This is a genomic window from Uliginosibacterium aquaticum (assembly GCF_012972705.2).
Lineage (GTDB): Bacteria > Pseudomonadota > Gammaproteobacteria > Burkholderiales > Rhodocyclaceae > Uliginosibacterium > Uliginosibacterium aquaticum.
Window position 1 is genome coordinate 1 of record NZ_JABCSC020000001.1, and the last position, 25,365, is coordinate 25,365.

The 25,365-nt window shown below is 63.8% G+C and carries 27 protein-coding genes; 7 read left to right on the forward strand and 20 right to left on the reverse strand.

Translation table 11 applies throughout. From position 1 onward, the window contains the following. Positions 1-137: 137 nt before the first annotated feature. Positions 138-860, reverse strand: a complete 723-nt coding sequence (locus tag HJ583_RS00005) for a hypothetical protein (RefSeq protein WP_170019402.1) — start codon at positions 858-860, stop codon at positions 138-140. A gap of 521 nt (positions 861-1,381) precedes the next feature. Here HJ583_RS00005 and HJ583_RS00010 point away from each other — a divergent pair. Next, positions 1,382-2,152, forward strand: a complete 771-nt coding sequence (locus HJ583_RS00010) for a pepsin/retropepsin-like aspartic protease family protein (RefSeq protein WP_170019403.1) — start codon at positions 1,382-1,384, stop codon at positions 2,150-2,152. A 94-nt stretch (positions 2,153-2,246) separates the two neighbouring features. On the opposite strand, the gene HJ583_RS00015 is transcribed toward HJ583_RS00010, so the two are convergent. From HJ583_RS00015 to HJ583_RS00055, 9 genes are all read right to left on the reverse strand, one after another. Next, on the reverse strand, positions 2,247-2,615 hold the full coding sequence (locus tag HJ583_RS00015; protein WP_170019404.1) for a YajD family HNH nuclease: 369 nt from the start codon (positions 2,613-2,615) through the stop codon (positions 2,247-2,249). Between the two features lie 33 nt (positions 2,616-2,648). Beyond that, positions 2,649-3,113 (reverse strand): hypothetical protein, encoded by a 465-nt coding sequence (locus HJ583_RS00020; RefSeq protein ID WP_170019405.1) that lies wholly within the window; start codon positions 3,111-3,113, stop codon positions 2,649-2,651. Positions 3,114-3,125: 12 nt separating this feature from the next. Next, entirely contained in the window at positions 3,126-3,971 is an 846-nt protein-coding gene (locus HJ583_RS00025) for an SPFH domain-containing protein (RefSeq protein WP_170019406.1), read from the reverse strand. Between the two features lie 68 nt (positions 3,972-4,039). Further along, positions 4,040-4,642 carry a DUF4125 family protein gene (locus HJ583_RS00030; protein WP_170019407.1) on the reverse strand — a complete coding sequence of 201 codons (603 nt, stop codon included), beginning with the start codon at positions 4,640-4,642 and terminating at the stop codon, positions 4,040-4,042. A 117-nt stretch (positions 4,643-4,759) separates the two neighbouring features. Continuing rightward, positions 4,760-6,493: a DUF4037 domain-containing protein gene (locus tag HJ583_RS00035; protein ID WP_170019408.1), complete on the reverse strand. Its 1,734-nt coding sequence runs from the start codon at positions 6,491-6,493 to the stop codon at positions 4,760-4,762. Between the two features lie 106 nt (positions 6,494-6,599). Further along, positions 6,600-8,099, reverse strand: a complete 1,500-nt coding sequence (locus tag HJ583_RS00040) for an AMP nucleosidase (RefSeq protein WP_170019410.1) — start codon at positions 8,097-8,099, stop codon at positions 6,600-6,602. Positions 8,100-8,160: 61 nt separating this feature from the next. Then, positions 8,161-8,520 (reverse strand): YbaN family protein, encoded by a 360-nt coding sequence (locus tag HJ583_RS00045; protein ID WP_170019411.1) that lies wholly within the window; start codon positions 8,518-8,520, stop codon positions 8,161-8,163. Between the two features lie 8 nt (positions 8,521-8,528). Continuing rightward, positions 8,529-9,875: a chromate efflux transporter gene (chrA, locus tag HJ583_RS00050; protein WP_170019412.1), complete on the reverse strand. Its 1,347-nt coding sequence runs from the start codon at positions 9,873-9,875 to the stop codon at positions 8,529-8,531. After that, complete coding sequence (locus tag HJ583_RS00055) at positions 9,872-10,087, reverse strand: VF530 family protein (RefSeq protein ID WP_170019413.1); 216 nt, start codon at positions 10,085-10,087, stop codon at positions 9,872-9,874. The genes chrA and HJ583_RS00055 overlap by 4 nt, the downstream gene beginning before the upstream one ends. 87 nt (positions 10,088-10,174) lie before the next feature. Between HJ583_RS00055 and HJ583_RS00060 the strand changes: the two genes are divergently transcribed. Continuing rightward, positions 10,175-11,032 (forward strand): M48 family metallopeptidase, encoded by an 858-nt coding sequence (locus HJ583_RS00060; protein ID WP_170019414.1) that lies wholly within the window; start codon positions 10,175-10,177, stop codon positions 11,030-11,032. A 10-nt stretch (positions 11,033-11,042) separates the two neighbouring features. Here HJ583_RS00060 and HJ583_RS00065 read toward each other — a convergent pair whose 3' ends face one another. The 3 genes from HJ583_RS00065 to HJ583_RS00075 form a co-directional block, all read right to left on the reverse strand. Continuing rightward, positions 11,043-12,089, reverse strand: coding sequence for a YbjQ family protein (locus HJ583_RS00065; protein WP_170019415.1), 1,047 nt, complete (start codon positions 12,087-12,089; stop codon positions 11,043-11,045). Positions 12,090-12,098: 9 nt separating this feature from the next. Then, positions 12,099-12,413 carry a YbjQ family protein gene (locus HJ583_RS00070; RefSeq protein WP_101942200.1) on the reverse strand — a complete coding sequence of 105 codons (315 nt, stop codon included), beginning with the start codon at positions 12,411-12,413 and terminating at the stop codon, positions 12,099-12,101. 65 nt (positions 12,414-12,478) lie between these two features. Next, a complete protein-coding gene (locus HJ583_RS00075) occupies positions 12,479-13,096 on the reverse strand; it encodes a cation transporter (protein WP_170019416.1) in 618 nt (205 codons plus the stop codon). A gap of 100 nt (positions 13,097-13,196) precedes the next feature. On the opposite strand from HJ583_RS00075, the gene cadR reads away from it, so the two are divergent. Continuing rightward, positions 13,197-13,667 (forward strand): Cd(II)/Pb(II)-responsive transcriptional regulator, encoded by a 471-nt coding sequence (gene cadR, locus HJ583_RS00080; protein WP_170019417.1) that lies wholly within the window; start codon positions 13,197-13,199, stop codon positions 13,665-13,667. On the opposite strand, the gene HJ583_RS00085 is transcribed toward cadR, so the two are convergent. Next, complete coding sequence (locus HJ583_RS00085) at positions 13,652-14,155, reverse strand: DUF1993 domain-containing protein (protein WP_170019418.1); 504 nt, start codon at positions 14,153-14,155, stop codon at positions 13,652-13,654. The genes cadR and HJ583_RS00085 overlap by 16 nt on opposite strands. Before the next feature lie 141 nt (positions 14,156-14,296). Between HJ583_RS00085 and HJ583_RS00090 the strand changes: the two genes are divergently transcribed. Further along, entirely contained in the window at positions 14,297-15,883 is a 1,587-nt protein-coding gene (locus tag HJ583_RS00090; protein WP_170019419.1) for a protein adenylyltransferase SelO, read from the forward strand. A 3-nt stretch (positions 15,884-15,886) separates the two neighbouring features. On the opposite strand, the gene HJ583_RS00095 is transcribed toward HJ583_RS00090, so the two are convergent. Together HJ583_RS00095 and HJ583_RS00100 are read right to left on the reverse strand one after the other, a co-directional pair. After that, positions 15,887-16,777: a glycosyltransferase family 9 protein gene (locus HJ583_RS00095; protein WP_170019420.1), complete on the reverse strand. Its 891-nt coding sequence runs from the start codon at positions 16,775-16,777 to the stop codon at positions 15,887-15,889. Positions 16,778-16,875: 98 nt separating this feature from the next. After that, positions 16,876-18,480, reverse strand: a complete 1,605-nt coding sequence (locus HJ583_RS00100) for a methyl-accepting chemotaxis protein (protein ID WP_170019422.1) — start codon at positions 18,478-18,480, stop codon at positions 16,876-16,878. Between the two features lie 200 nt (positions 18,481-18,680). On the opposite strand from HJ583_RS00100, the gene HJ583_RS00105 reads away from it, so the two are divergent. Then, on the forward strand, positions 18,681-20,159 hold the full coding sequence (locus HJ583_RS00105) for a GGDEF domain-containing protein (protein WP_170019424.1): 1,479 nt from the start codon (positions 18,681-18,683) through the stop codon (positions 20,157-20,159). 174 nt (positions 20,160-20,333) lie between these two features. Then, entirely contained in the window at positions 20,334-20,576 is a 243-nt protein-coding gene (locus tag HJ583_RS00110) for a YdcH family protein (protein WP_170019426.1), read from the forward strand. A 25-nt stretch (positions 20,577-20,601) separates the two neighbouring features. Here HJ583_RS00110 and HJ583_RS00115 read toward each other — a convergent pair whose 3' ends face one another. The 3 genes from HJ583_RS00115 to yciA all read right to left on the reverse strand — a co-directional run bounded on the left by HJ583_RS00115 (position 20,602) and on the right by yciA (position 23,364). Then, positions 20,602-21,837, reverse strand: coding sequence for a hypothetical protein (locus tag HJ583_RS00115; protein ID WP_170019428.1), 1,236 nt, complete (start codon positions 21,835-21,837; stop codon positions 20,602-20,604). 50 nt (positions 21,838-21,887) lie between these two features. Continuing rightward, positions 21,888-22,796 carry a diguanylate cyclase domain-containing protein gene (locus tag HJ583_RS00120; protein ID WP_170019437.1) on the reverse strand — a complete coding sequence of 303 codons (909 nt, stop codon included), beginning with the start codon at positions 22,794-22,796 and terminating at the stop codon, positions 21,888-21,890. A gap of 124 nt (positions 22,797-22,920) precedes the next feature. Then, on the reverse strand, positions 22,921-23,364 hold the full coding sequence (yciA, locus tag HJ583_RS00125; RefSeq protein WP_101942191.1) for an acyl-CoA thioester hydrolase YciA: 444 nt from the start codon (positions 23,362-23,364) through the stop codon (positions 22,921-22,923). A gap of 139 nt (positions 23,365-23,503) precedes the next feature. On the opposite strand from yciA, the gene HJ583_RS00130 reads away from it, so the two are divergent. Beyond that, positions 23,504-24,493 (forward strand): M14 family metallopeptidase, encoded by a 990-nt coding sequence (locus HJ583_RS00130; protein WP_170019439.1) that lies wholly within the window; start codon positions 23,504-23,506, stop codon positions 24,491-24,493. 67 nt (positions 24,494-24,560) lie between these two features. Here HJ583_RS00130 and HJ583_RS00135 read toward each other — a convergent pair whose 3' ends face one another. After that, on the reverse strand, positions 24,561-25,238 hold the full coding sequence (locus HJ583_RS00135; RefSeq protein ID WP_170019441.1) for a NapC/NirT family cytochrome c: 678 nt from the start codon (positions 25,236-25,238) through the stop codon (positions 24,561-24,563). Positions 25,239-25,365: the final 127 nt, after the last annotated feature.

Sequence of the window (25,365 nt, forward strand, 5' to 3'; positions counted from 1 at the left end):
GAGAGATGACAGTCTGGTCGCGGTCGTCAGCACGAAAGCAGCGGTTTGAAGCGTTCCGGAGAAACAAAAAGAAAACCGGCCTAGCGGCCGGCATTCACAAACCAGTTGACGGGAAGTCCCTTAGAGAGTGGTTAGCGCTATACATGGCCGAGTGCTTTTAAGTCTTCGATCCATTTAGTAAACAGGGCCTGCACTTGCCTCGTTTTTTCGTGCAGTTGCGTGCTCAATGTTCTGTATTCGGCCACTTTTTCTGCATCGTAGAAAACCAACTCCCTATCCATGTTTAAGTGGGGGGCTAGGCAGTATCTGTAATCTCCGTCGGCAGGACGGGTGTTTGGAAAAACAAAGAAGTTCGTACCGACGAACTCCTCGAGCCGCCCTGCGGCTAAAGAAAACTCACGATAGGCTGTGGCGGTAGAGTGGTGTTGAAATACAAACTCTGGCTTTAGAAATCGTGTCGAAACTTCATAAAACTCGGAATGGAGTTTTGAGGTATAGGAATGATCGTCAAGAAGATTTGAAAGGTAGGACCTAGCCCGTTCAATAGAGATGTTGGCTGCCCAAAAGGTTGATTTATCTGCTTGGATCTTTGCCTGCCGCGGATCGGCAATAAAGTGCTTGTACGCCAGTAGCCCTAAGCCGGGAATTATCTGCGCTGTTGCGAGCAGCCATTGATAACTCTCATTCACCACGACGCCTGCTTTCCCAAGAGCCGCAATGAGAATTCCCTGCCACCAAGGGCCGGTGAATGTAGCTAGACCACTGCCGACCAGAAGAAGCCCTAGCGCGACAAAAATGTGGCGCTTATACGAGAAGGACCAAGTTCCGGTTGATACGTTGTGTGATAGTTCGATGGACATCTCGTGCGCTAACGTGAAGTAGCCCTCAAAGTGAGGGCGTATTGGTTTATTTATCAAAACGACCCGGATTCTCAGACTTCTGTTTTATAAGAAATTTGAAGCCTTACTTGGCGTCAAAGTGATAAATAAAACAATGGCGCCGTTTTTTCCACAGGTTTTCTTCATGTTGTCTGATGAGGTGCGAAATGACTACAAGTGGAACAAGTGCTTCTGGGGGTGATGGGTGATCGTTCTGACCGGGTATCTGTTATGCATCGTAGGCCGGCCTCTCCGTTTGGTATTACAAGCTTGACTCAGCATGCTCGCCACATCTTCCTTAGCCTCTCCGCCAGCGTCAATTGGCTTCAGGCTGGAAGTGTGAGAAATATCAAACCGGGTTACATGTTTGTCATCGCCTCGGTGCGCTTAAGTGCTCTTGAGGTTCGTGGCCAAGAGAGCCTCCTTTGGGCGCGGACAGCGCGCGAGATAGATGGTGTGCGCAGGTATAGTGATGCGTAGGTCTGGCGAATGGAGATGAAGGGGTGAAAGCATACTTTTGGGGCTGGCTCGTGTTGATGTGTGTGGCCAAGGCGGATGCGCTGGAGCCGGAGCGAGTGCTGCACTTTGAATTGAGGCAACAACTGCCGATCCTTCAAGTGCAGGTAGATGGCCGGGAGGCGTCCCTGATTCTTGATCTTGGCGGGGCGGCAGCTTTGGCCTTGCGGCCGGACTGGCCGGAAGCCGGGGCGGCGGGCGAAGTCCGTGAGCATTCGCTGGCGCTTGCGCCGGGTGAGCTTGAGGTGGTGCCGGCTACGGTCTGGAGAAAAACGCGTATCCCGCCAGGTATCGATGGTTATCTCGGCTGGGCCTATCTTCAGCGTTACAACCTGGTGTTCGATTACGCGAAGCAGGCGGTGAGGCTCTACCCACGCGGGGCGGTGCATGCCGAATGTGCCGGCGTGCCGGTGCCCTTGCGCCGCCTGGGCTCGCTGCCCTATGTGCAGTTTGATCATGCGGGTCAGGCGCTTCTGTTGGGCCTGGATACCGGGGCGAATCAGAATCTCATCAAGCCTGATGTAGCCGGCGCGACCTTGCCGGACAAAATTCTTTCGATCGATGGTGCGACGCTGGCCGGGCAGGCACTCAAGCTCGGGCCCTTGCGGGTGCTTGAGCTGCCGATTCCGACGCTGCATGGCTTGCTCGGCTACGATTTTTTTGCCCGCTATCGCGTCTGCCTCGATCCTGCCGCCAATACCTTTGCACTCTCGGCCTTTGAACCGGAGCCGGGTGCTGCAGCCGACGGGGCGCGCTGAGTATTCAACTGCCCCACCGGGGTTGCGTGGACAAGCCTTTCATCTGGATTGGGGGCTGAACGCCCGGCCAGGCATTGCAAACCTGCGGCTGGCCTTACTTTTTGAGCAGATCCTTGAGTGCGGCAAAGGGATTATGCGTCGCACTGCTGTGGCCGTTCTCGCCGCCGCCTTGCCCCGAGTCCGCTTCGAGATAACGTGAGTGCTCGTTCTCGTGGCAGTAGATGCACAGCAGCTCCCAGTTGCTGCCGTCCGGGGGATTGTTGTCGTGGTTGTGGTCGCGGTGGTGCACGGTCAGCTCGCGCAGATTGTCGCGTGTGAAGCTGCGCGTGCAACGGCCGCAGACCCAGGGGTAGAGCTTCAGGGCCCGTTCGCGGTAGCCCTGCTCACGCTGCTCGGCACTCTTGCGGGCCTCGGCCACAAGGCGGTCAAGGCGGTTGGCATCGGGGGTTTTGGGCTGGGCCATGAGTATTGTTCCGGAGGATGAGGGCGTGGGGACTTAGTGCTGCCTGGCGCGCCGGGCGGGCGGAATGTTGAGCACCCCGGCGCCGTCGATGCGCAGTGCTTTGCCGAGCCGCACGGTTTTCACGGTGACGCTGAATTCCGGCCAGCCCCTGCCTTGCAGTTCGACATAGCCGGGCGCGGGGCAGCGCCGCAGCTCGAAGCCCTGCTCGGGATAATCCTGGGCATCAAGGAGCAGATCGAAACCCCAGCCGAGTTCTGGGTCTCGCTGTAGCCCCTCGGCCTGTTTGGCGCGGTAGGCCTTGCGCAAGCCCGGTGAGGCAAGCGGATTGGCATCGAGCCAGGCCTCGACGGGCTGGCTGCTGCTGCCCAGAAACACGGCATCGTTGTAGGCGAGATAGCCCTGCATGAAGCGCAGCGCAAGGGCCGCCTCTTCAGGGCAGGCCGCCTGCGCCGGCAGGAGGGCGAGGCTGCAGGCCAGGGCGGAGAGGAATCGCTGCATGCTGCAGGGCGCTTACTTTGGTGAAGGGATGTTGATCAGCGGCGTGCTGCTCATGTTGGCCGGGATCACCACGGTATGGGCCGAGCCTTTCTCAGCGAACTTGGCCAGGGCCTGATTCACTTCGTGCTGCAGGTATTCGCGGGTGAGCGAGCCGGAGATGATGGCCTGGGCCTTGGCGATGCCTTCGGCTTCGGTGATCTTGATCTGGGCTTCGCGCTTGGCGATTTCGGTCTGGATCGTCATGGCCTCGAGGCGCTTCTGGTTGGCCACGGCGGCGCGGATGGATTCTTCGATGGAAGGATCGGTCATGACCGAGCGGATCACCACGCGTGACACGGAGAACACCTTTGGGTCATTGGCTTCGAGCTGGGCCTGCACATTCTTGTGCATGGCCGCGGCGATTTCGTCGCGCTTGGTATGCAGGATCAGCGAATCGACCCTGGAGACTTCCTCATAGGCCGCGTTGCGCACCAGACGCGAGACCAGGCCGTGGGCCGGGAACCACACGCCGCTCTCTTCATCGCGGGCGGACTGGTTGGCGTACTTGGCCTGCAGCTCGGTGATGCCGCCAGGGGCGACGTGGTAGTAGATGGTGATGTCCATGTCGCGCAGGCTGAGGTTGTCTCGCGCCTTGGGCGTGAGGTCCTGCACGTCGATGGCGATTTCCTTGGCGGTGAATTCCTGCACCTTGGAGATGAAGGGCCACTTCATGTAGATGCCCGGCCCGATTTCGTCCGGCGAGATCACGCCGAGTGTGGTGCGGATGCCCACGTTTCCAGTGCCGATGGTGCCGAACACGCCGCTGAACGCGAAAAACAGGATCAGGATCAGAAAAAAGAAACTACCGAGTCTGGACAACCATTGCGCCTGCATCCTGCTCTCCCTGTTTAAGTGTCGTGTGATCCGCTCAGCATATCATCGGGGTGTTAAGCCAGCTTCTGCTCAGCTGCCGCGAGGCTGGCGTAGCCATAGAGTTTCGCGGTGTGCTCCATGGTCACGGTGGTGAGGTTGCGCCCCTCCTCCTGATATTCCTCCACCATGCGCAGGTAGGCGCGCAGGGTGTCTTCGGAATAGGTGCCAAGCTCGCCGCGCAGATAGGTTTCGAAGGAGGTGCCCTGCGGGCCGTCCTCCTCGGTGCGGATCAGGCGAGCCTGATCCGACATGCGCGGCCACTCGCGCGCGAAGGCTTCACGCCATTCCAGCTGAATTGCGATGACGCGCTCGATCGTGCGCCGCTGCCAGTCGCTCAGCGGCGGCAGCAGATGCGCGAAGCCGGCGTATTCGGCGGGTGCGGTGGAGGCCATCATGCGCGCGTATTTCTCCTGCACCAGATTGCGACCGAGCTGCGCGGCGCGCTTGAGGTCGGCGTGGTAGCTGGCGAGCGTGCCATTGTCCCAAGCCAGAAACTGGCTCTTGCGCATGATCTCGAAGGTCTCGAAGTTGTCCTGACAATTGGCGCGGCCGCCTTCGTTTTCAACCTTGTCGAAGGCCTGCCATTCGAGTTGCACGATGTCGTCGATGAGGCTCATGGGGTTTCCTGTGTGTGTGTTCCGTAGGTGCGGCTTCAGCCGCACGCATGGATGGCGAAGCTTGCGTAGGGCGGACTTCAGTCCGCCGCCACGCGTGGTGTGCGGCTAAAGCCGCACCTACGGGTTGGCGAGAATGCTGTCGACATGCGCTTCAAGATAGGACTCGCCCGGCTGACTGAAGCCCTGCGCGATGATTTCCCGCAGCACGGCGGCGCAGATTTCTTCGACCAGCGGCGTAGCCTCGGCCGCCAGGGTCTGCGCCAGTTGTGTGAGTTGGCCGTGCAGCGCGGCGAGCCTGGGCAGGCTGCCGACGCTGTGCACCAGCCACTTGTCGGCCGGGGTATAGCGCCGGTTCAGCACATGAATCGCCGCGCAGGCCTGGCGGATGAACTCGGCCTGCGCCATCAGCGCAGCGGCCGGCTCGCCGCGCGTCAGCGCGCGCGGCAGGTTGTACTGCCCGCTCTGCGCCATCTTCGCCACGGCCTGCGCAAGCTTGCGCCGTACGATGCCATCGGGATAGTAAGCGGCCAGCGCAGCACGGATACGGCTGAACTCGCCGGCCGGGTCGGAGAAGACTTCGCCATTGGTGACACAGGCCAGCAGTGGCTCCGGAATCTGCAGCCAGTCCGCTTCGGACTGCGGCAGCTCCGCCGCGCCGAGGAATTCGCGGTAGAAACCGGAGATACTGAACACGCCCACGCGCTGGCCGCTGCGGCGCCCGGGCCGGCGCGCCGGGAAGCCGGCGAACTCGGGCGGCAGGCGCTCGTAGTCGGCCTGCATCTGCTTGCCTAAGGCCGCGTAATCCTCATCCGTGAGCCAGATGCAGAAGCCGGGGCCGAAATCGTGATCGCGGGACTGCTCGTCATCGAAGCCGAAGCACTCCGAGCCGTGGCCCACCAGACCCACGGCGATGCGGTGTGCAATCGGCGCGTAGTCAGCCAGCAGGCTGCCGCGCATGGCTTCGTAGTACTGGCGCGCGAGGGCCAGGCCTTTGAGCTGCGGGCGCAGTGCGGCGGCCACCTGCTGCGCCTCGCGCTTGCAGGCTGCACTGCGAGTCGGGTCGGAGGCTTCAAGCACCAGCGCGAGGCTCTCCAGCATGTCGGCATAAGGCTGGTTCTTGCCGAAGCGCGCCTCGATCTCGCGCAGGGCACGTTCGTACAGCGCGGCGGCTTCGCTCGCGTTCCCCTCCTTGAAGCACACCTCGCCCAGCGCGGCGATAGCCGCAGCGTGATGGCCGCTCGGGCGCGGCAGTGCGGCGAACAGCCGGTCGGCCTCCTCCAGCGCAGCACGCGCTTCGGCGAGCTGGCCCAGGCGCACGCGCGACTGCGCGAGGTTGGTGAGGCTCACCGCCACATCGTGTTCCGCGCCCGGATTGCTGCGACTGATCGGCAGCGCGGCTTCGAGGAACTGGATCGCGCGGGCGTGATCGCCGGCTTCCTGCCAGGCCAGGGCGAGGTTGTTGTAGAGCGTGGCGACGAGGAAGGCATCCTGCACGCCCAGCGCGAGGAACATGCGTCCCACTTCTTCGAAGAGCTCGATGGCGCGCTGAAACTGGCCGTCCGCGCGCCAGGCCGTGGCGACGTTGAGCAGGGTGGTGGCGTAGTGCAGGCTGTTCTTGAGGCCCAGCTCTTCGAGCAGGCCCAACGCCTTGCTGGCCGCCGCCAGTGAGTCCTTGAAGCGGCTGGTGCTGCGGTAGTAGCCCATCAGCTCGTTGAGCAACGAGAGCACCGCGCCCTTGTCGCCCTCGGCTTCGCCACGGGCGATGTGGTCGAGCATGAAGGCTTCGACCTGATCGTAGGCGCCGCGCTGGAAAAGGCTGTCGAGCTGCTGCAGGACCTGCTGGATGTCCATCGGTGAATCCTCTCTGGAGTTTCCGACAGCCTAGCAAGGAGCGCGCGCGCGCAGCTGGTCTCAGATCAAGTCCGGCTGCGCAGCGCGATCCCGGCGCACGCTTGGCTTATTGAAATGCCACCTCGGCGAAGCTTCTGAGCTTGCGGCTGTGCAGCGCATCCGGCCCGCGCTCGCGCAGGATCTCCAGCGCCCGGATGCCGATACGCAGGTGTTGGTCGACCCGCTCGCGGTAGAAGTTGTTGGCCATCCCCGGCAGCTTGATCTCGCCATGCAATGGCTTGTCGCTCACACAGAGCAGGGTGCCGTAGGGCACGCGGAAGCGGAAGCCGTTGGCGGCGATCGTGGCGCTCTCCATGTCCAGCGCCACCGCGCGGCTTTGCGAGAAGCGGCGCTGCGGGGTGTTGTCCGGCAGCAGTTCCCAGTTGCGGTTGTCGGTGGTCGCTACCGTGCCGGTGCGCAGCAGCCCCTTCAGCGCTGCACCCGAGAGGCCGGTCACGTCGGCTACGGCGGTTTGCAGGGCGAGCTGGATTTCGGCCAGCGCCGGAATCGGCACCCACACCGGCAGGTCTTCGTCGAGCACATGGTCTTCGCGCACATAGGCGTGCGCCAGCACATAGTCGCCCAGCGCCTGGGTGGTGCGCAGTCCGGCGCAATGCCCCAGCATCAGCCAGGCATGCGGGCGCAGCACGGCGACGTGGTCGGTGATGGTCTTGGCGTTCGCCGGGCCGACGCCGATGTTGACCATGGTGATGCCGCTGCCATCGGCGCGCACCAGGTGGTAGGCCGGCATCTGCGGCAGGCGCGGCGGCTGTTTGCCGAGCGCATCCAGCTCGCCCGCCGGCTCGCCGACGCGGCGCGTGATGACGTTGCCGGGCTGGACGAAAGCGAGGTAGGGGCTGGCCGGGTCATTCATCGCCTCCAGCCCCATGCGCACGAATTCGTCGATGTAGAACTGGTAGTTGGTGAACAGCACGAAGTTCTGGAAATGCTCGGGCGAGGTGCCGGTGTAATGGCGCAGGCGCTGCAAGGAGTAATCCACGCGCGGGGCGGTAAACAAGGCGAGCGGATGGGCTTCACCGGGCGCGGTGGCATGGGTGCCGTTGGCGATGCCGTCGTCCATCACCGAGAGATCCGGCAGATCGAAGAGATCGCGCATCAACATGCGCCGCTCGGCACTCATGCTGCCTTCGATGTGGTCATAGTCGCCAAAGGAGAAATGCACCGGAATCGGCTGCGAGCTGATGCCCACTTCCAGCTCCACATCATGGTTTTGCAGCAGCAGACGGAACTGGTCGAGGAAATAGCCGGCGAAGAGGTCCGGTCGGGTCAGGGTGGTTTCGTAGTGGCCGGGGCCGGCGACGAAGCCGTATGACAGACGCTTGTCAGCGGTACGCGCCTTGGCAACGGTACTGGTGTGGATGCGCACGAAGGGATAGCAGGCGCGGGCGCGTTCCTCTTCGGCTTCCGGCACGGTTCCGGACACGTATTGCTGGAGGGCTTCGCGCAGGTGATTGATGCTGGCGTTGTAGATCAGCTGAACCTGGGCCAGAGCAGCTTCGGCATCGGTGAAGCGCAGCGGGGCAATGAAGGGCGGGCGATGGGGCATGGTGTTTTTCTCCGTGATATTCCAGTCTGGATCAAGCATACCGCATGCCGGGAGATCGTTTTCAGTGCTCTGGCCGCCGCCACAGCCAGATGGCCACCGTCAGCATCACCAGTGCTACGCCGAGGGTGATCAGGCGCGGGGCGCCGGAGAAATACATCAGCCCGGCGCTGGCCGTCATCATGATCGAGGCGGCCCATTTTGCGCGGCGAGACATTGCACCGTGTTCACGCCAGGCGCGGATACTGGCGCCCCAGCGTGGGTGATTCAGCAGCCAGGCTTCGAGCGCCGGCCAGCCGTGCCCGGCCGCCCAGGCCGCCAGCAGCAGGAAGGGCACGGTGGGCAGGCCCGGCACGAAGATGCCGATGAAACCCAGCAGCAGCGCGCTACCCGCGAGCAGGCGCCACAGGATCAGAGCCAGCATCCGGCGCATCAGAGGAGGCCTTTCACGAGCAGGCCGGCCAGGGCGCAAAGACCGATCACGCCCATGACATTCGCCTTGTAACGTAGCAAGGCCACCGCAGCTGCCAGCGCAATCAACGCAGCCGGCCACTCGAAGCCCACATCAAAGCCCTGCGGCCACAGCACGTGGTACGCGAAGAACAGCGCTAGATTCACGATGACCCCCACCACGGCTGCCGTGATCGCAGTGAGCGGAGCGGTGAAGTGCAGCGCATCGCGGGTTGATTCCACCAGCGGAGCGCCGGCGAAGATGAACAGGAAGGACGGCAGGAAGGTGAACCAGGTGGCCAGACAGGCGCCGACCAAGGCCGTGAACACGATGGCCGGGCCGGACAGGAAGGCGCCGGAGGCCATCTGCGTGCCCTCGTTCCAGCCGCCGACGAAGCCGACGAAGGCCACCACCATGATCAGCGGACCCGGTGTGGTCTCGCCGAGCGCCAGCCCGTCGATCATCTGGCTGGGGCTGAGCCAGCCGTAGTGCAACACCGCGCCCTGATACACATAGGGCAGCACCGCGTAGGCACCGCCGAAAGTCAGCAGCGCCGCCTTGGTGAAGAACCAGCCGGTCTGGCTGAAGAAGTGCGTCCAGCCAGCGAAAGCCACCAGCAAGCCCATCGGCAGCAGCCATAACACGGCGCCCAGGCCGCAGATCAGGATCAGGCGGAACCAGCGGAAACGCGCATGCTCCGGTGTGGGCGTGTCGTCGTCGATCAATGCTGGGCCGTAAGACTTTGCCGCGCCAGAATGACCGCCGCCGGTGCTGAAAGCCTCGGGCTGCAGGCGCCCGCCGAGCCAGCCCAGCGCTGCCGCGCCCGCCACGATGGCCGGAAACGGTACATGCAATGCAAATATCGCGATGAAAGCCAGCGCCGCAATGCCCCACAGCCAGCGGTTATGCAGGGTGCGCCCGCCGATGCGCCAGGCCGCCTGCAGCACGATGGCGCACACCGCCGGTTTGATCCCGTAAAACAGCCCTGCTACCAGCGGCTGCTGGCCGAAGGTCATGTACAGCCATGACAGCGCGATCAGGATCAGCAGTGAAGGCAGCACGAACAGCACCCCCGCCGCAATGCCCCCCCAGCTGCGGTGCATCAGCCAGCCAAGATAGGTGGCGAGCTGCTGGGCTTCCGGCCCCGGCAGCAGCATGCAGTAATTGAGCGCATGCAGGAAACGCTTCTCTGAGATCCAGCGCCGCTTCTCCACCAGTTCGCTGTGCATCAGCGCGATCTGGCCGGCAGGGCCACCGAAGCTGATGAAGCCCAGCCGGAGCCAGAAGCGCAGGGCGGTGAAGAAAGGGATGCTGGCGGGTAGATTCAAGCGAAAGTATCCAGGTACAGGTTTTCGACCTGACTGCGGGCCCAGGGGGTCTGGCGCAGGAATTTCAGGCTGGACTTGATGCTCGGATCGAGGATGAAGCAGCGCACTTCGATGCGTCGGCCGAGTTCTTCCCAACCGTAGTGCTCGACCAGGCGAGTCAGGATGAATTCGAGCGTGAGGCCGTGGAGCGGATTCTTGGGCTGCGGATGCATGAGGAGGGGACGGAGTGCTGGAGCCGGCTGCGGAATGCCCCGGCGTTCCGCGCTAGTATGCCAGCACCCTGTTTCGCTAGGACCACCATGCGCTATCGCAATGCCGCCACCCGCCGACCCGATCCTCAAGACGCCGCCCGTGGTGAGCACGGCGAGCTGCTGCGTCTGCTCCTGAGCGTGAGCCTGATCCTCTTGGCCTGCCTCTTCGCGGCGGATCGGCTGGCCGTGTGGCTGGCGCCGCACTTACCCTTTGCGGCCGAAGTGCAGCTCGCCGAGAGCCTCAAACTGGATCGCCTGGCGCCCACTCTGGGCGGCGGCCCGGGGCCACAGGATGCGGCGATCCAGCAGGCCCTGCAGCAACATGCCGGGCGAATAACAGCCAGCCTGCAGCTGCCGCCCCAGATGCCGATCCAGCTGCATTACGTGGCGGGGGATACGGTGAATGCCTTCGCCACCCTGGGCGGACATGTGTTCGTGTTTCGTGGCCTGCTCGAAAAGCTGCGCTACGAGGAGGAACTCGATGCCGTGTTGGCTCACGAAATCGGCCATGTGGCGCATCGGCACATGGTGCGCCAACTCAGTCGCGGGGTGATGACGGCCAGCGTACTGGGCCTGATCGGCGTGCGCAGCCCGGCGCTCAATCAGTGGCTGATCGGCGATGTGCAGCAACTGCAGATGCTGGCTTACAGCCGTGAGGCCGAGCGCGAGGCGGATGCCACGGCGCAGCTCGCCAGCCAGCGCTTGCACGGCGGCAATCAGGGCCTCGTGAAGCTCTTCGAAACCTTTACGGCCCTCCAGGCTGAGCGTGGCGTGCGCGCACCGGCTTGGCTGCAGAGCCACCCACTGCCGGCTGAGCGGGCAGAGCAAGCGCGAGTCGCCGGGCAGGATGCGGCACGACTCACGCCGCTGAGCGGAGCGCTGGCCCTGGGGCGAGCCGAACCGTGAGCCTGCTTTTTCAGTGCTGTGCCGAGTACCAGGCCTCGTACTGCGGCCCGAGCGGTCGCAGGTCGTACTGCAGCACGCCCAGTGCGCCGCGCAGCACGGTGAGGCGTATCGGGCTGCCTTCAGGCTGGGCTGCCCAGTAATCGGCGTAGTCGTAGAAATACAGCTCCGGCAGGCCTGCTGTCACCGGCTGCAGCAGGCCTTCGCTGGCGACCTTGTACGCCACCTGCTGGGGGCCGTGGCTGAGCAGGCTGTTGAGGCGCAGCACGCCGAAATAGAGCGTGGCCTGCAGGGCGGGAATTGTCAGCAAGGCCAGCACGATGGCGCTGGACCACGGCGTCTTCGCGCGCCGGGCCCACAGCAGCAGGGCGAAGCTGCCCGCGCAGGCCAGCATGAAGAACAGCGCCGTCGGCGCACCATGAGCATAGCGCCACTGATGCGTGAAGCGCGCGTCGCCGATGAGTTCGACAAAGGCATAGATCACCGCCGCTACCAGCGCGAGCAGCCAGGTACGCGTGAAGCGGTGTTTGAACAGGCTGAAGTTCTCCGGCGACGCCAGAGCCGGCCCTGGCCGATGGTGGGCGCGGCTCTCGGCGACCGAGCCCGTCGCGAGGACGAAGGCGGTACCGACCGCCAGCACTTCCACCTGGGTGGCTTCGCCGCCGCGGCTGTTGGAGATGCGGCTGGTGGTGATGCGCACGTTGAATACGTGCTTCGCTCCGCGTGCCTTGGCCGCCTGCTTCAGACGCACCATGGCCTGGCGGCGGCCGCGTTCCAGCAGCTGTTCGTAGGCGCGGTAGTTGCCGCCGACGATCTTGCGCAGACCGGCCACGAAGAAGCGGAAATAGTCCGACGCGATCACTGCACTGCCGGTGACCAGCAGCGGATCGAGCACCTGCGCGGAAGCGGGCGGATAGCGCGTGGCGAAGACCAGCACATCGGCCACCGCGTCTTCCTCGGCGGCGAGGCTGCGCAGATGGGCGCGCTCGTTGCGGCGGCCGCGCCAGTAGCCGATGGTCACCAGCACGAGGAAAACCCCGAGCTTGATCAGCAGTTCCATGACGTGGGCTTACTCGAGGATGACGGCGGTGCCGTAGGCCAGGATCTCGGCGGCGCCGGTGGTCACGGAGGTCGTGGTGTAACGGATGTTGAGCACCGCGTTGGCGCCCATTTCCTCGGCCTGTGCCACCATGCGGTCGGTGGCTTGCTGGCGCGCCTCGACCAGCAGGTCGGTATAGGCCTTGAGTTCGCCGCCAACGATGTTCTTGAGCCCAGCCATGATGTCGCGCCCGGCATGTTTGCTGCGCACCGTGCTGCCTTCGACGATGCCCAGATGTTCCTTGATGCGCCGGCCCGGCACGATTTCCAGATTGCTCAACAGCATGTCAGCTCCTGCATTCAGATGTGGGGCGCACCTTGCAGGAACATGCCGGGCGGGTCAAGTCGGGATCAGACGCTGGCCAGTTCCTGGCGTGCCTGGCGCAGCACCGAAAGCCCACCGGACAGCGCCAGCCCTGCCATCACCAGGGCCACGGCCAGATCCGGCCAGGCGCTGCCAGTGCCGAACACCCCGGCCGCTGCGAGCATCACGGCGATGTTGCCGATGGCATCGTTGCGGCTGCATAGCCACACCGAACGCATGTTGGCATCCCCTTCGCGGAAGGCGTAGAGCAGCAGGGCCACGCTTGCGTTGGCGGCCAGCGCGACGAGGCCGATCACGCCCATGGTCAGTGGCTCCGGCGGAATGCCTTGCCAGGCGGACCAACCCGCGCGGAGCAGCACGAAGACGCCGAAGGCGGCCATGGTCAGGCCTTTCAGCCAGGCCGCACGGGCGCGCCAGACGAGGCCCAGCGAGAGCACGGCGAGAGATAGGGCGTAGTTCGCCGCATCACCCGCGAAGTCGACCGCATCGGCCCACAGGGACACCGAGCCGGAGCTCAGACCGCCAATGATTTCGACGCCGAACATCAGCGCATTCACCCACAGCGCGATCCACAGCGCACGGCGAAAGCGTGGGCTCGGGGCGGTGCTGGTGGAGCAACTGGTTTCACAGGAACAGCAGGCCATGAGGATTTCCTTGCAGGGAGGTTGAGGGATGACTTGATTCAACACCCTGTAGTCACTTCAGGGTCAAGCGTTTAGTATCACAGCCTGCAAGGAGCGAAACATGGACACCATCTGGCGCATCGGCGAGCTGGCCCGGGCCACCGGGATCGAGGTCGAAACCATCCGTTACTACGAGAAGACCGGCCTGCTGCCGCCCCCGGCGCGCCAGGCCAATGGCTACCGGGCTTACGGGGCTGCGCATCTGGAGCAGCTGGCCTTCATCCGCCATTGCCGTGCGCTGGACATGAGCCTCGCGGATATCCGCCGCCTGCTCGACTTCCTGCAGCAGCCGCAGGCCGATTGCGACGATATCAACCTGCTGGTCGACGCCCAATTGTTGCGGGTGCGCGCCCGCCTGGCCAGCATGCAGGCGCTGGAGCGGCAATTGATTGAGTTGCGCGGGCGCTGCGCCCAGCCGCATCAGGTGGCAGACTGCGGCATCCTGCACGAACTGGTGGCCGCAGCGCATGGCGAGGCCTGTGCCTGCCATGCGCCCGGCACGGAGCCGCCGGTGGTTCAGGCGCCGAGGTAGTCGCGCTTGCCGATCTCCACGCCGTTGTGGCGCAGGATGTTGTAGGCCGTGGTGACGTGGAAGTAGAAGTTTGGCAGGGCATAGCCGATCAGATAGTCCAGGCCCTTGAACTGCAGCTCGCGCGGGCCGGCCTTCACGTTGATGTCACGCGTCTCCGAGCCATCGATCTGCACAGCCGGGATGGTTTCGATGAAGGCAATGGTCTTGGCGATGCGTGCCTGCAGTTCGGCAAGCGTCTGCTCGTTGTCCGCGTAGCTCGGCACTTCGACGCCGGCCAGGCGGGCAACTGTGCCCTTGGCGAAGTCGCAGGCGATCTGCACCTGGCGCGTGAAGGCGAACATGTCCGGGAACAGTCGACTGGCCAGCAGTACGGCCGGATCGATTTTCTTGGCTTCGGCATGGGCTGCGGCCTTGGCGAGGATGGCGTCGAGCGCCTTCAATTGGGCAATCAGGCGCGGGCTGCTGGCGACGTACATCGAAATGCTCATGGTTTTCTCTTTTGAAGTTCCCGGAGGGCGGACCTGAAGCTTAGCGCATCGCCGACAGGCATCTGACCTTACTCAGGATGTGGCTGAAATCTTGCTCTAAAACCGTAGACTGAAGACTGAGCCTCTCGCCGTAAGCCTCCCATGTCCCTACCTGCCGATCTTGCTGCCCTGACTTTCGATCACCGTTTCCTGGGCGCCCTGCCGGCCGATCCGCTGGATCTGGCACAGCCGCGCACGGTACAGGGAGCGATGTATTCCTTCTGTGTGCCAACCCCGGTGGCCGCCCCGCGCCTTCTGCACTGGTCGGCCGAGTGCGCGGCCCTGCTCGGGCTCGGTGCGCTGCCCGTCGATGCGCAGGCGGCGGCGGAAGTCTTCGCCGGCAATCGCCTGCTCACCGGCAGCCAGCCCTATGCCACCTGCTACGGTGGCCACCAGTTCGGCAACTGGGCCGGTCAGCTTGGTGACGGCCGCGCCACCCTGCTCGGCACGGTGATCGGTGCGGACGGGCTGCGCCTCGAAGTGCAGCTGAAAGGGGCGGGGCTGACGCCTTACTCGCGCCATGCCGATGGTCGGGCGGTGTTGCGCTCCTCGATCCGCGAATATCTGTGCAGCGAAGCCATGCACCATCTGGGCGTGCCGACCACCCGCGCGCTGTGCCTGGTCGGCACGGGGGAAGCGGTGCTGCGCGACATGTTCTACGACGGCCGGGCACGCGAGGAGCCGGGCGCCATCGTGACCCGCGTGGCGGAGAGCTTCCTGCGCTTTGGACACTATCAGCTGCCGGCCGCGCGCGAAGACCTCGGCCTGCTGCGCCAGCTGGTCGACTACACCATCACGACCCACTTTCCGCAGCTCGGAAGCCCCTCGCAGGAGGTCTATCTGGCCTGGTTCCGGGAGGTCTGCGAGCGTACCGCGCTGCTGATGGCGCACTGGCTGCGGGTGGGCTTCGTGCACGGCGTGATGAATACCGACAACCTCTCGGTGCTGGGCCTCACCATCGATTACGGCCCCTATGGCTGGCTGGACGCCTTCGAGCCCGGCTTCACGCCCAACACTACCGACCGTGGCGGGCGCTACGCCTATGCCGAGCAGGCCCGGGTGGCCGGCTGGAACCTGAGCTGCCTGGCCAATGCACTGCTGCCGCTGGTGGGCGACATCGGGGCGCTGGAGCGTTGCCTCGATGCCTATGGCGAGGCTTTCGAGCGCCACTATCTGGCGATGCTGCGCGACAAGCTGGGCCTGCCGCAGGAGGGGCCGGAGCAGCCGGACTTCGAGCTGGTCAGCGGGCTGTTCGCCTGCTTCGCGACAGTCGATACAGACATGACAATCTTCTACCGTGCGCTGGCCCGTATGAATGCGGATACGGAACGTGAAGCTGCGCTGCAGATTCTGGCCCCGGCCTTCTATGCCGAGCCTTCCACCCAGGCGCGCGAAGCCTTTGCGGACTGGCTTGGCGCCTGGCAGGCGCGGATTGCTACTGCGCCGGAAGTGGCCGCCGCGCGCGTGGCGCGCATGAATGCTGCCAACCCCTGGCTGATCCCGCGCAACTGGTTGGCCCAGAACGCCATCAAGGCTGCCGAAGCGGGGGACCTGAGCGTGCTGGAGCGGCTCATGACGGCGATTCGCCAGCCCTACACGGAGCAGCCCGAATTTGCCGATCTGGCCGACCGCCGGCCGGACTGGGCACGTAACGAGCCCGGCTGCTCGGCTTTGTCCTGCAGTTCCTGAGGGTCAGCTTCTAAGGGATTGCCAGGCAGAAAGCCGGGCCATGACCGCTTGTTCGACAGCGACATAGCCCGGTACGCAGTCGAACTGCTCCCGGCTGCCATTCTTCCGGCACTGCCCCGATGCCCCGCAATAGCTGTCGCAGTGACCTGTGGCATAGGTGATTCGGTGCATCGGGTTGCCCTGGCGGTAGATGGCTCGGTGGCTCCAGGCGATCGAGCTGCCCAGCACCACGATCTCGGCATCTGTCGCACCTGCGAGTACGGAGAGGCCGTTCTGGCCAGAAACGAACAGGCGGCAGCGATTGATGGTGTGGAATGCCTGATCGATGCTCTGGCGGTTGGTGAGATCCGTGCAGCCTGCCAGCGGGCGTGAGGTTTTCATTAGCCGGTCCGCCTGGCTGTAGCTGTCCTTGCCGATTACTGCCACCGAATGTCCTTGTTCGAGGATGCGGTCGGCCAGGCTTTGCCAGTATTCGTGTGGCCAGCTACGGGTGATCCAGGTTTGCGAGGTGTTCAGGACCACATCGAAGTTTTCGGCTTGGTCGGCTTCCAGGGGAAAATACTCCAGCTGTTTCTCGTCAAAATCTAGCGTACCGAGCCGCAGCGGGATACTCATGAAATCGAAGGTGTCGATTTTCTGGTGATGACACCACTCGGTGTCGAACATCTTGATGACCTTGCGGGAGGAGGCATACAGCTGCAGAGCCGTGCCGTCGCCGATGGGACTGGCCGTTTTCACATACGGACAGTTCCTGAACAGGTCAGGATGGTGAGTGAAAATGTCCAGCGTGATTGGCTCGCCCCAGTTCTTGAGCAGGCTTTTCAGGACCGGAATGGCAAACAGGCAATCTCCCAAGCCTTCGCAGGTCAGATATACCCCGATTCGTTCAGCCAAAATCATCTCCAGAGTTTGAATGCAGGTATTGGCCAAGCATGAGCCGCCGGAGATTTTAAAGGATGCGGCAGCGCCTACGGGGCGCCAAAAAAACAGGCTCAGAGCTTGTAAGCGGATACCACGCCCTGCATTTCCTGCGCGAACTGGTCCAGCTCATTAGCCAGGGAGGCGCTGCTGCGTGCTGCGGCGCTGCTCTCTTCAGCCATCTGGGCGATCTTTTCGACATGCACGGCGATGCTGTTGCTCGCTGCGCTCTGTTCGCGGATCGCGCTGGAGATTTCTTCCACCATGCTCTGCGAGTTGTTGCTGCCTTCGCTGATGCGGTGAATGGCCTGACTGGCAATGCCGGCGCGCTCCACGCCGGCTTCGACCATGCTGACAGCCTCTTCCATGCTGGTGGCCGCCTCCTGGGAGAGGCTGCGGATGGCGCTCACCATGCTGCTGATCTCGGTCGTTGAACTGGCGGTGCGCTCGGCGAGCTTGCGCACTTCGTCGGCCACCACCGCGAAACCACGGCCCTGTTCGCCGGCACGAGCGGCTTCGATGGCGGCATTCAGCGCCAGCAGATTGGTCTGGTCGGCCACTTCCTTGATGACCGAGACGATCGAGGAGATCTGGTCACCATGTGCTTCGAGCTCGCGGATACGCGAGGACACATGGCTCACCGAACGCGAAATGGCGTTGATGTCGCTGACGGTTTCGTCGATCACACGGATGCCGTCGTGGGCCAGTTTGCCGGATTCCTGGGCCAGATCACGTGCTTCGGTGGAGCGGTCGCTCACATGGTTGATGCTGACCGTCATCTCCTCGATGCCGGCGGCCATGCCGGAGGCTGAATCGCTCTGCAGGGCTGCGGCGTGTGCCACTTGCCCGGCGGTGTCGCTCATCTGGCTGGAGGAAGTGCTGATTTTGTCGGCATGACCGGCAATCGAAGAAAAGCTGGCATTGAGCTTGGTGAGCAGGCGATTGAGTGCATTCGATACGGTGGCGATCTCGTCCTGCCCATTCACTTGGGCGCGTACCGAAAGATCCAGATTCCCCTCGATTTTCTGCATCGCCTGCTGGATATCGTCGAGTGAGCGCTTGATGCTGCGAATCACCGAGAAGCTCAGGCCGCCAATTACGGCCAGGGCAACAAGAATGATGGCGAGGGAAATCTGCATGTCGCTGCTGGCCGCGGCTTCGGCGGCCTGTGCTTCGCGGCTGGCCGATTCGATGTTGAACTCGATGTGTTCATCGAGCAGCTTCGAGAACTGGGCGCGCTTGGCGCCCATCGGCCCGGACATCTCGGGTGCGCTGCCGCTGGCGCGGGCTTTGGTGATGAATTCGGCAAGTAGTCCCAGATATTCCTTGACCAGTCCGCTGGTCACCCGGAAGCGTTCCTTGCCTTCGGCAGTCTGAATCAGCGCTTCGTAGCCGGCCATGTCCTGCTTCACGCGCTCGGCTCGTTTTTCCATGTCTTGCTCGATCTGCGCCTTGACGGCAGGTTCCGTGCTGAGGGTGTGGCGGAACAGGCCTATGGCGATCTGCTGCTGCTCCGAGCGCACGTTGTGTAGCAGGTTCAGGCCCGGAATGGCGCGGTTGTTGATGTCTTCGAGCGTTGTGGAGCCCTCCCGGGCGGCGTACAGACCGGCAGCGCCCACCAGGATCAGGGCGGAGGCTGCACACAGGGCCAGGATGATCAGTTTGCGGGCGATGGACATGATTTCTCTCTGTGGGTGAGTTGGAGGGCACTCATTCAATGCTGTACGGCATCCAGAGGCGTCTTCTTGAACGGATGTTTGCCGCGATGGCCCGGCTCCCGGCCCGGCGCCACAGGAAAACCCGCACAGGCGGGTGCGCAAGATTTGCGTTGGCGTGACGTTAAGCGTGGGATACCACCCGATCCGGCCCTCAAGCGCCCATGTTTACCCCTGTCCAGATCCATCATTCCGCTCCTTCGATCCTGCGTCGCGGGCTGTGGCTGTCGATGTTTGCCCTGCTGGCGGTGATGTGGGGCCTGGTGCTGGTGTTTTCGGGGATGTATCGCGATCGTCTGCTGTCTGACGCGACGCGGGAGCTGGAGCAGCTCAACAGTGTGGTCACCCAGCACACCCTCGCTCTGTTGAAGAGTGTGGAAACCGATCTGCGGGTTGTGGACCTCTGGCTGCAGGCCCATGTGAACTCCGATCCGCTGACAGACCCGGCTTTCCTTGCGTTGCTTGAGGAGCTGCGGCGCCTCTCCGGTGATCTGATCGATCTGCGTCTGCTTAGCAGCGATGGCACGGTGCATCCTGGGGCTGACGCCGCAGGAAGCGGGCCGGTGAATGTTAGTGACCGTGATTACTTCAAGGCCCAGCTGGGGCATGGCGAGCGCCGCCTGTACATCGGCAGCCCGGTGGTGAGGCGCACGACGGGAACATGGGGCATCCCGATTTCCTGGCGCCTCGAAAACGAGCGTGCCGGGCTGAAGATGGTGGTTGCTGTGGTCGAGCTTGACCGGCTGATCAAACCGCATGAGCAATGGCGCCTCAAGGAATGGGGCGGCCTGCTGCTGGTGCGTGCGGATGGTCGTCTGCTGTCGCGCGCACCAATGGATCCGGCCATGCTTGGCAAGGATGTCAGCGGCTCGCCGAACTTTCCGCGTTTTCATACGGCGGAGCGGGGGCATTTCGAGTCCGATGGCCGCTTCAGCGATGGCGTGCGGCGCATCGTCAGCTTCGAGCACTTGCCGGACAAGTCGCTGTTTGTCGTGGCAACCCGTGGCTTCGATGAAGCGCTCGAGCCCTATTTCGCCACCCGCCGCCTGGTGTTTACGGTGGCCGGCGTCCTGAGCGTGCTGGCGCTGGCTTTTGCCGGATTCATGCACCGCATCCAGCGCTCTCTTTTCAAGGCCCAGCACCATATCCAGCGTCTGGCGATGGAGGATGAACTAACCGGGGTGATGAACCGGCGCGCCTTCTTCCTTCAGGCAGGACGGGAGTTCGCGCGGGTAAGCCGGGCAAAGGGCCGGCTCAGCCTGCTGATGATGGATATCGATCATTTCAAGCAGATCAACGATCGGCATGGTCATGCGGTGGGTGATGAGGTGCTGGCAGCGCTGCCCGCGCTGTGGGCGCAGGCCCTGCGGCGTGGCGATCTGCTCGGTCGCCTCGGGGGTGAGGAATTTGGTGTGCTGCTGCCGGATACCGGGCCGGAGGGGGCGGCCGAGATCGCCGAACGCCTGCGTGCCCTGAGCGCACGCTCGCGGCCGTCCAGCCGGGTGGCCGCTCTGGAGGTGACGATCAGCATTGGCGTGGCCAGCAGCACGCCCGCCGATGCCGACTGGCAGGCCATCCTGGCGCGTGCCGATGCGGCGCTCTACCGGGCCAAGGCGACAGGTCGCAATCGGGTCGAGGCTTGAGCTGAAGGGCTCGCTCAAAAGCGTCGGGCGAATGAGCACCTGCCCTGATGAGGCGGGCGGCCGCGCGGGGTACAGCTTGTCGCATGGCGATCGGCTTTCTACTCTTCAAGCGTGTCCTGGCACATGGGGCCTGCCAGCCCTTCTCCGCCCAGCATGACTCTGAGGAGTATTCCCATGCCGCATCTGCTTTCGCATGATTTTCACGTAGAGTTTCCTGATCTGGCCGAGCGTGTCGACCGGCTGCGCAGCAGCCAGCCGGTTTTTGCGCAGAAGTATGAACAGCACGTGGCTCTCGACAAGGACATCACGGATGCCCAGGACGGTCTCCGGGCGCTTGACGATTTCGCCCTGGAAGACTTGAAGAAGCAGCGCCTGCAGCTCAAGGAGGAGCTCTACCGGATGCTGCAGGCGGCCTGAGCCCTAAGCGCCGGGCGAGCAGCACCTAGAACAGGATCCCGAACAGGTTCTTCAGCAGCTCCTCCAGCGACATCATGGTCAGCAGTAGGGGAAGCAGCGGTGCCAGCGCAGCTGCGGCCAGGTGCAGGAGGGCATCACGGGTGATGGGGGCAGGGCGCATGCCGCGCACCACCTCGTAGCTGTTGCCCAGGTCGGCCAGTGACTGGATGTCACCACTGCCGACCAGCGGCTCATCCTCCGGCGCACCACCGCGCAGCCATTTGCGGTCGAATTCACGCACATAGCGTTCGGCCAGACCGCCGTATTCGCGCAGGCCCTGGCGCTTGGCTTGCAGCAGCTGAGGCGTGAACACCAGCAGGGGGCCGAATACCACGCACAGCAGGAAAGCCACGATCAGCCCGACTTCGGCCTTGTATTGCGGCAGGCTGGCGCCGGCGAAGAAGATGCGGCTGGCAATCTGCCCAGCCAGCAAGGTACCATGGGCCGCCACCAGAATGGCAAAGGCATACACCGTGTTGGCGAGAAAGCCAAGGCCACCGACGCGGTCCGGATGGGTGGGCAGTAACTGCAGCGGAATACGCGACACCTGCCACAGGAAGCGCGCCCAGATGAAGAGGCGGAAATACCAGCGGATCAGGATGAACTGGAAGATCGGCAAGCTCACATAGCCATACCAGATGCCGGCGAGGGACAGGTGTGAGCCCTCCGCAGCGGGCGTGATGTACCAGGAGGCAACATCGAGGGCGATGTACTGGCGCCAGATCACCAGAACCCCCAGGGCATACACCAGCACGATTAGCAGCAGCTCGGCTGACACCGAATTGCGCAGACGGAACGCGGCGCGCAGGGCTTCATCGAAGTGCTGACGGGCCTCACCGGGAATCAGATTGCGCGCCAGAAAGGCCTGCACGATGGGCCCCAGACGCTGATGTACCACCATCTCGGCGCCGATCAGCAGCGGCAGCGCCAGCAGGAAGCGCACATGCACCTCCACGTCGTGCAGGAAGGGGACGGTGCCGCCGGCCATCCGCCCTTCGAAGGCGGACAGCAGCAGCAGCGGCAGCCAGGCTAGCAGCGCGATGCTGATGACGCGCTGGCGCATCAGGTGCAGGCCGTCATCGGCCAGATGAGTGCGGCGCAGGAGCTGGAACAAGGGCCCGCCCAGGACCAGCGAAAATTCCTGCGCATCGCGGAAGCTGGCATCGTCTGGCAAGGTGCTGGCGGCTTGTTCCGGCGCTGCCCCAGGTTTGTTCAGATTCATCATGCTGCTCCGCCTTTCTTGCCGGCTGGCCCCGGCAAGCCTGAAACCGCTCAGCTCTTCAGCAGGGTGGTGAGGAGGTCCGGCTCGGTCTGGGCCCATACCACGCGATTCTGGCCGCGCCGGCGAGCCCGGTAGAGGGCGACTTCGGCCGCCTCGATGAGCATGGCCTCGCTGATGTGGCGTAGCCCTGGCGCCCCATCGGCCACGCCGATGCTGACGCTGAGTAAATGTTGCGGGCCGGCGGCAATGTGCAGGCCCTCAACTTCGGCGCGCATGGCCTCGGCGATCCGGCGCGCCTCGGTGCCGGGCGTATCGCCCAGTAGCACGACAAACTCGTCGCCGCCGTAGCGTGCCACCAGATCGGCGGGCCGGCGGGCGTGTTCGCGCAAGAGGGTGGCAATGGCGATCAGGCATTCATCGCCGATGCGTGTGCCGTGAAGTTCGTTGATTGTGCGCAGGTGATCGGTGTTCAGCATGAGCAGGCTCAGGGGCTGTTTCTGGCGTCGGGCGCGGCCCAGCTCAGCGCCGAGGCTGAGGGCGAAAAGCTGACGCGTGGCCAGGCCGGTGAGCGCGTCGTGCTGCAGTTGCGGGCTGTGGAGGACGGCCAGGACGACTTCCCCGGCGTACTCGATGCGCCAGGCCTTGAGGTGGTAGTAGTCGTGCGCTTCCGGGCCCTTGCTGAAGTAGTCCTGGCTGAAGCCTTCGCCACCTTCTTCCGCCAGCTGGCTCAAAGCCTCGGCGGCCGCGCCGGCGCTGCGGTCGCCACTGCCGGCGGCCGCATTCAGTAGTGTGAAGTAGTTCTGCCCCGGCCAGGGCTGACCCACTGCGCCGCTGACGCGTGGGCTGATCTGCCAGGCCGGGTTGGCGAAGAGGATCTCGCCGTCTGCGTCCAAGAGCAGCGCCGGGGCATCCAGGGCCTCCAGAAACAGGCGAAACAGCTGTGGATCAAGCGGAAGCATGGTGGGCTCGCGGAAGGCTGCGCATGCTGTGCTATAGCAGTCGCCCCCGATCGCCTCAAGGCGGACGGCCCGGAGGTTCGCGCATCTGGCGGGTGGGCGGCTTGCCGCCCATGTGCAACAGCCCTCAGGCGGCGGCTATGGCCGCGATGGCGGCTTCCAGCTCCGGGTTGTGTTCGCGCGGGATCACACGTGGGCGCTTGTCGGCGCCGATCGCGACGTAGCTGAAGGTGGCTTCGGTGACGCAGAAGCGCTCGCCGATCTGTTCGCCGGTCACTTTCTTGACCCATACCTCTACTTTCACCTTCAGCGAGGTACGGCCCACGTGTGCACATTCGCCATACACGCAGACCACATCGCCCACTGCGACCGGGCGGTGGAAGCTCATCGCATCGACGGCCACCGTGACGATCCGGCCGCGTGACAGCTCCTTGGCCAGGATGGCGCCACCCAAGTCCATCTGTGACATGAGCCAGCCGCCGAAGATGTCGCCGCTAGGGTTGGTGTCGGCCGGCATGGCCAGGGTGCGCAGTTGCAGGCTGCCGCGCGGGGTACGGGTCAGGTCGTTCATGGAAAGTGTTCCTGTGTGGGGGGCAGGGGCATTATGCCGCGAGCCCGATCTGGCCGGGGTGATGATGCTGATAGCCCGCTGCACATGGCTTCCTGCGACAATACGTGCCCGCTGAATCGATCTTCATCCGGAGTTCCCCATGAGTCACCCCGTCCACATCCAGCCTTCCACCACCGCCTTGCGCGTGCATAGCTTTGCCGGCCTTGAACCAGGCCCGAAGCTGCTGGTGCTGGGCGCCGTGCATGGCAACGAGGTGTGCGGCTCGCGTGCCATCGAGCGCCTGATTGCCGAGTTCGATTCCGGTGCGCTGAGCCTCAAGTGCGGCACCCTGACTTTTGTGCCGATCACCAATCCGCTGGCCTACCACCTCAAGCAGCGCATGGGTGACCGCAATCTCAACCGCAACCTGCGCCCCACCGCCGAGCCGGTCGACTTCGAGGATCGCATCGCCAATGCGCTGTGCCCCCTGCTCGAGGCGCATGACGCGTTGCTCGATCTGCATTCCTTCCACACCGGCGGTGAGCCCTTTGCCATGCTCGGCCCGCAGGATAATTCCGGCTCCCTGGAGCCATTCAGCCATGCTGCCCGGGAGCAGGCGCTGGCCGTGCGCCTGGGCGTACGCCGCATCGTCGAAGGCTGGCTGGACACTTATGCGCGTGGGGTGGCTCGCCGTCTCGCCTATCCGGACGCCAGCCTGCGCGCCCAGATGCTCAGCACGGATCCGAGCTATGGCGTGGGCACCACCGAATACATGCGCTCCAAGGGGGGCTACGCGATCACGCTGGAATGCGGTCAGCATGAAGATCCGGCAGCACCGGAAGTGGCCTATAAGGCGATCTGCAACACCTTGGCCTTGCTGGGTCTGATCGACGCGCCCGTTCCGGCGCCGCACCCGGCGCCGGAACTGCTGCGTCTGGTGGATGTGATCGACCGCATGCACCCGGACGACCGTTTCGTGAAGGAGTGGAAGAGCTTCGACCCGGTCGAGGCGGGCGAGGTGATCGGCATCCGCCACGATGGCACGGAGGTCCGTGCGCAGGGTACCGGCTTCATCGTCTTTCCGAATCCGAAGTCCCTGCCCGGCAACGAGTGGTTCTACTTTGCCCTGCCGAGCGATCGGCCGCTCTGAATCCTGCGCAGGCTTCCATGCACAAGGCCCCGGTTTACGGGGCCTTGTGCTTTCTGGCAGGGCGGTTTCAGTTCGCCGGAGAAGCGGCCGCCTCAGGTTTGGGCGCGACAGGCGGGTGCATCACTTCCGGCGACACGGCATCACGCTCGGCGCCGATGTGCTGTTCGATCGGCGGCAGGTTGTGGGCAATGCCCTTGTGGCAGTCGATGCAGGTCATGCCGTCGGCAAAACCCTTCTGGTGCATGGCCGCGCCGCGGCGGTTCTGCTCGGCGTAGTCCATCGAATCGTAGTTGTGGCAGTTGCGGCACTCCTGTGAGTTGTTGGCCTTCATGCGCCGCCATTCGTTCTGCGCCAGGCGCAGGCGCTCGGCCTGGAACTTCTCGGGGGTGCTGATGCTGCCGGTGAGCTTGCCCCACACTTCCTTCGAAGCCTGAATCTTGCGGATCACCTTGGGCACCCACTCCTTGGGCACATGGCAGTCCGGGCAGGTGGCGCGCACGCCGGTGCGGTTGGAGTGGTGGATGGTGTTGCGGTACTCCTGATAGACGTTTTCCTGCATCTCGTGACAGCCGATGCAGAACTGTTCGCGGTTGGTCAGCTCCATCGCAGTGTTGAAGCCGCCCCAGAAGATGATGCCGGCGGCGAAGGCCACGGTGAGGCCGCCGAGACCGATGAACCACTTCTTCTTCAAGAGCGCACACAGCCGCGCCTTGAGGCCGTTGCAGGTGGTGTTCTCGTTTGTCATTTTTTTGTCCTGTGAAGATCGAGTTCTGGGACTAAGCGGAGAAGCCGCCATAGCGAGCGCGTCAAGGTCGTGAGGAGAAGCGGAGTCGTACGAGTGGTACGGCGAGCATCGCAGTGACGAGATTGGC

Coding starts and splice junctions, on each gene's coding strand:
- HJ583_RS00130 (WP_170019439.1), top strand. CDS start 23,504: ATGAGTCACCCCGTCCACATCCAGCCTTCCACCACCGCCTTGCGCGTG.
- HJ583_RS00020 (WP_170019405.1), bottom strand. CDS start 3,113: ATGCAGCGATTCCTCTCCGCCCTGGCCTGCAGCCTCGCCCTCCTGCCG.
- HJ583_RS00005 (WP_170019402.1), bottom strand. CDS start 860: ATGTCCATCGAACTATCACACAACGTATCAACCGGAACTTGGTCCTTC.
- HJ583_RS00120 (WP_170019437.1), bottom strand. CDS start 22,796: ATGCTTCCGCTTGATCCACAGCTGTTTCGCCTGTTTCTGGAGGCCCTG.
- HJ583_RS00045 (WP_170019411.1), bottom strand. CDS start 8,520: ATGCTGGCTCTGATCCTGTGGCGCCTGCTCGCGGGTAGCGCGCTGCTG.
- HJ583_RS00015 (WP_170019404.1), bottom strand. CDS start 2,615: ATGGCCCAGCCCAAAACCCCCGATGCCAACCGCCTTGACCGCCTTGTG.
- HJ583_RS00035 (WP_170019408.1), bottom strand. CDS start 6,493: ATGGACATCCAGCAGGTCCTGCAGCAGCTCGACAGCCTTTTCCAGCGC.
- HJ583_RS00060 (WP_170019414.1), top strand. CDS start 10,175: ATGCGCTATCGCAATGCCGCCACCCGCCGACCCGATCCTCAAGACGCC.
- HJ583_RS00090 (WP_170019419.1), top strand. CDS start 14,297: ATGTCCCTACCTGCCGATCTTGCTGCCCTGACTTTCGATCACCGTTTC.
- yciA (WP_101942191.1), bottom strand. CDS start 23,364: ATGAACGACCTGACCCGTACCCCGCGCGGCAGCCTGCAACTGCGCACC.
- cadR (WP_170019417.1), top strand. CDS start 13,197: ATGGACACCATCTGGCGCATCGGCGAGCTGGCCCGGGCCACCGGGATC.
- HJ583_RS00065 (WP_170019415.1), bottom strand. CDS start 12,089: ATGGAACTGCTGATCAAGCTCGGGGTTTTCCTCGTGCTGGTGACCATC.
- HJ583_RS00115 (WP_170019428.1), bottom strand. CDS start 21,837: ATGAATCTGAACAAACCTGGGGCAGCGCCGGAACAAGCCGCCAGCACC.
- HJ583_RS00040 (WP_170019410.1), bottom strand. CDS start 8,099: ATGCCCCATCGCCCGCCCTTCATTGCCCCGCTGCGCTTCACCGATGCC.
- HJ583_RS00030 (WP_170019407.1), bottom strand. CDS start 4,642: ATGAGCCTCATCGACGACATCGTGCAACTCGAATGGCAGGCCTTCGAC.
- HJ583_RS00055 (WP_170019413.1), bottom strand. CDS start 10,087: ATGCATCCGCAGCCCAAGAATCCGCTCCACGGCCTCACGCTCGAATTC.
- HJ583_RS00110 (WP_170019426.1), top strand. CDS start 20,334: ATGCCGCATCTGCTTTCGCATGATTTTCACGTAGAGTTTCCTGATCTG.
- HJ583_RS00085 (WP_170019418.1), bottom strand. CDS start 14,155: ATGAGCATTTCGATGTACGTCGCCAGCAGCCCGCGCCTGATTGCCCAA.
- HJ583_RS00105 (WP_170019424.1), top strand. CDS start 18,681: ATGTTTACCCCTGTCCAGATCCATCATTCCGCTCCTTCGATCCTGCGT.
- HJ583_RS00135 (WP_170019441.1), bottom strand. CDS start 25,238: ATGACAAACGAGAACACCACCTGCAACGGCCTCAAGGCGCGGCTGTGT.
- HJ583_RS00070 (WP_101942200.1), bottom strand. CDS start 12,413: ATGCTGTTGAGCAATCTGGAAATCGTGCCGGGCCGGCGCATCAAGGAA.
- HJ583_RS00075 (WP_170019416.1), bottom strand. CDS start 13,096: ATGGCCTGCTGTTCCTGTGAAACCAGTTGCTCCACCAGCACCGCCCCG.
- HJ583_RS00100 (WP_170019422.1), bottom strand. CDS start 18,480: ATGTCCATCGCCCGCAAACTGATCATCCTGGCCCTGTGTGCAGCCTCC.